5 protein-coding genes are annotated in these 3,811 nt (G+C 41.4%); all 5 read left to right on the top strand.

All coding sequences use genetic code 11. The features are described from left to right. Positions 1-270 (top strand): sensor histidine kinase (locus tag AC1DUA_RS28105; protein WP_477502901.1); only part of this gene is annotated, 270 nt, incomplete at its 5' end. Between the two features lie 40 nt (positions 271-310). Then, positions 311-694 carry a VOC family protein gene (locus AC1DUA_RS28100; protein ID WP_477502900.1) on the top strand — a complete coding sequence of 128 codons (384 nt, stop codon included), beginning with the start codon at positions 311-313 and terminating at the stop codon, positions 692-694. Positions 695-1,273: 579 nt separating this feature from the next. Further along, on the top strand, positions 1,274-2,194 hold the full coding sequence (locus tag AC1DUA_RS28095) for a hypothetical protein (RefSeq protein WP_477502899.1): 921 nt from the start codon (positions 1,274-1,276) through the stop codon (positions 2,192-2,194). An 83-nt stretch (positions 2,195-2,277) separates the two neighbouring features. Next, positions 2,278-3,015 carry an ABC transporter ATP-binding protein gene (locus tag AC1DUA_RS28090; protein WP_477502898.1) on the top strand — a complete coding sequence of 246 codons (738 nt, stop codon included), beginning with the start codon at positions 2,278-2,280 and terminating at the stop codon, positions 3,013-3,015. Then, positions 3,008-3,754, top strand: a complete 747-nt coding sequence (locus AC1DUA_RS28085) for an ABC transporter permease (protein ID WP_477502897.1) — start codon at positions 3,008-3,010, stop codon at positions 3,752-3,754. The genes AC1DUA_RS28090 and AC1DUA_RS28085 overlap by 8 nt, the downstream gene beginning before the upstream one ends. The last annotated feature ends 57 nt before the right edge of the window (positions 3,755-3,811 follow it).

Here is a 3,811-nt window from a genome sequence, read left to right as displayed (position 1 = left end):
AAAGAAGGTTCCGGATATGAGGAAATTACTTGTGAATATACGGATGATGGACATGTGAAATACATTGTGAAGGATGATGGAGTGGGCTTCGACCCAGCTTTCCACAGGGAAAATAAAGACATCGAACCACCAACGTCTCTACCCAAATTAGGCGGTGTTGGCATCAACAACGTAGATGAACGCTTAAAACTTTACTATGGCAAGGAATATGGGATTCATATCCAATCTCGTTTGGGAGAAGGAACAACAGTAACGATAGTCATACCGTGAGAACGGGGAAGTAAACTCATCAGGAAGGGAATGTGCGCATATGATCGAATTTGAACGGATCCATCATGTAAGCTTAGCTGTTAGAGATTTGGAAAAAGCGAAGAAATTTTATTCGGACTTGCTTCACTTTCAAGAGATTGAGCGACCTCCCTTCAAGTCTAATGGTGTATGGTATGCGATTGGGAATCAGCAGCTGCATCTACTTGAGCACCCGAATGGCGAAGCATTGCGCATGAGCGGCATTGATTCGGTAGATGGACACTTTGCTATATGGGTCAAAAGCTATAAAAACACGATCCAATGGCTTGAACATATTGGCGTACCTTATGAAGCGAGACCCCAAAGTGTGGCCGGATTTGCACAGATTTATATCCTGGATGTAGACAACAATATAATAGAATTTGATGCAGCATATGACTCCTAATATGAATTAGTTTCTACAATAAGAAGAGGCAGTCCCAAAAGTCAGTAATTGACCGAGGGAGAGCCTCTTTAGCTATTGGTGCAGTTTCATTTTACTAAATCAGCCGAGTGGAGCAAGTATCCCACGTGCAAATACTGCAGCGAAGGCTTAGTCATCTATTAAATAGCGACAAATCTAAGAATCTGAAGAAGGAAAAGTCTTCTAAGAACGACGACACCCCGATTATTCATAAATCTGAGAACAATGGAATTGCGATTTCTGGAAACAACACGACCGTTAAAAACCGTGATGAACCCATTGGCACTGCGGTAAACAATACCATAAAAGTGGTTGACTAATAAAGCCATTTCTATCATTCCTTTCTTGCGATGATACTTTAGGATATGCTGGAACGACTTGTTTGCGAGGGCTAATTTAATAGATTAGTATGGAAATATGAAACCGTTCAGATGCTGAGCGGTTTTTTTCTTGCGAAAGAGTTAAGAAAATTTTAAGAAATGGTTCACAAGCGTTTCATTTTTGTTACCTAAGATGTGAGTTGTAAGCCCATACTCAAAATCACTATATTAGGAGGAAATCATGAAAAAGAAATGGCTGATGTTAGGTAGCGCAGTTGGAATTAGCAGTATTGTCATGGTGACAACCGGGTTTAGCGCAATGGCAAGTACATCAGGGTATGAAGCGTATAAATCAGCGCTTAAGAATACCAAAACGGTGCAGAATGTAGCCGTACAAGCTGAAGCGGCTTTGCAAGATAACGGAACCGTGCTAGCTAGTGCAAACGGGAACTTCAAGCTGAGCTTGGATTCCAAAACTGCAAGCGGAAGTGCAGATGTGACGGCTAACGGTACGCAGCAATCGCTCAGCTTTTATAAAGAGGAGAATCAAACTGTACTTAAGTCAGCTTCCAGTGACGTTTATTTTGTAAAACAAGAGAACGAGAAGAAGCATAAGAATGAGCAAAAGCTTAACGAAACAGAAATTCCACAACAAGTAGAAACGGTTATAGACGCTTTGGTTGGAAATCTGAAAGATTATGTTGCTGTTGATACGAAGGATGATGGCTCCAAAGAAATTTCAATTCAATTGGATAATGCCCAAATTCCTGCTGTCGTGAATGCACTTGCACCAATCGCTATTAAAGAAGCTACTAAGGACGAGTACGATGTACAGCAGAAGAATGATGCTGCTCAAGCTAAAGCGGTTCCCTTTAATGAGGATTTCCTGAAAAATGCGGCTCCACAGCTGACGCAAGAAATTAAAATCGATAAAGTGTCGATTAAAGCAACCGTTAATTCGAACAACTATCTGTCACATCAAGAAGCGGATCTAACTGTATCTGGGAAAGACGATGCGGGTACAGCACATCAAGTGACACTTCATCTTCAAGCGGATTTATCCGGTTATAACGGTACAACACCAGAAACCATTGATCTAACTGGTAAAACAGTACAAACTTTGACACATGATCATCAAGGTAAACATGAGAATAACGAGTAATAAGATTTAAGAGAAATTAAAATGACACGCAGGCGGGCTTCCCTGTCGAAGCCTGTCTGCTGTTCATGAAATGGGGGACCTGAATGAATATCATTTTAGAGACTGTTCATTTGAGCAAAGTATACAGCAATAAACGTGGAATTCAGGATATGAACCTTCAGATACACGCGGGCGATGTCTATGGTTTGCTTGGGCCAAACGGTGCAGGTAAAACGACATTTTTAAAATTAATTACGGGCTTAATACGTCCGGATCATGGAACGATATCTTTATTTAATTATCAACTTCCTGAACATTTTGAGCTGGCTATGCAGCATGTGGGCAGCATGATCGAATCTGCGGATTTTCATGATTTTCTTACAGCGTGGCAGTACTTAGAGCTTGTGGCGCGGTTCTACCCAGCGATTACGACCCAACGAATAGAAGAAGTGTTGGTAGATGTCGGTTTAATGAAAGTTCGCAAAGAAAAGATAAAGGGCTTCTCCACAGGCATGAAACAAAAATTAGCGCTTGCCGCGGCCATATTGCCAGAGCCCAAACTTGTCATTCTAGATGAACCTACGAATGGGTTAGATATTGAGGGTACGGTGATGTTTCGTAAGTTGATTAAGCAACTCGCGATAGAGAAGGGAACATCATTCTTGATTTCGAGTCATATGATTCATGAATTAGAACAGTTGTGCAATCGAGTAGGGATCGTTATAGACGGGCATTTGAGAAAGGAAGGATACGTTACTGCATTATTGCAAAAAAACCAATCTTTGGAGCAGTTTTATATCGATGAGCTTCAGCTTACAGAGGAGGGCAAAGAACGTGCATAAATGGCGAGCAGGACTTCTAAACGAGCTTTATTTATTKGTATATCGAAAAAAAGTGATGATGTTTGCTCTATTTTCAGCCATATTGCCGATCTTACTTGCGGTTTCCCTCCACGCCCTGCAGCCTATTTTAGGACTTTTTGTTGTTAGCCAGTCATTTCCGATTGAAATGTTATCGATTTATACAAGTATTTGGATCCCGCTGATGATATTAACCATAACGGCTGATTTATTTCCGGGAGAGGTAGCAACCAGAACGCTGAAACTCGCTTTACTGCGGCCCAATTCACGTTTCCAAGTTTTTGGTACGAAGGTTGCGGCACTTGGCGTATGTATGGCTGGCATTCTGTTATTGCTCGGCATCGTTACATCTGTTTGCAATCTTTTCGCCGGGACATCAGCTGGTTTCGCGGACACGTTGCTTATGTTGAAGGCATATGCGGCTGCTTTTGTTTCCATGGTGGCATTATCAGCCTTGTTTATATTCGTTTCACAGTTTTTTAAATCAGCCAGCAGCTTCATGGTTTTTTCACTCGTTTTATTTGCTGCAGCCAAAGTTGCGCCATTCTTGTCGAGTTCCATTGCGGYATTTTCACCTACTTCATATACGGATTGGCATATGTTATGGTTAAGTCAGACCGTATCATCTGGGAAATTATTGACGACATCTCTTTTTCTGGTTTCCAGTTGTATGCTCTTCCTGGCATTAGGCTATTATAAATTCGATAGAAAAGAAGTATAAACGGGGTCATCTCATTGTCGATTCGGCTAAAATTATTACTTTCCTATGCGGCTATGC

The sequence above is a fragment of the Paenibacillus sp. 01T422 genome, from assembly GCF_056398785.1.
The sequence above is the reverse complement of the archived record's forward strand: the minus strand, read 5'-3'. Positions and strand labels throughout refer to the sequence as shown.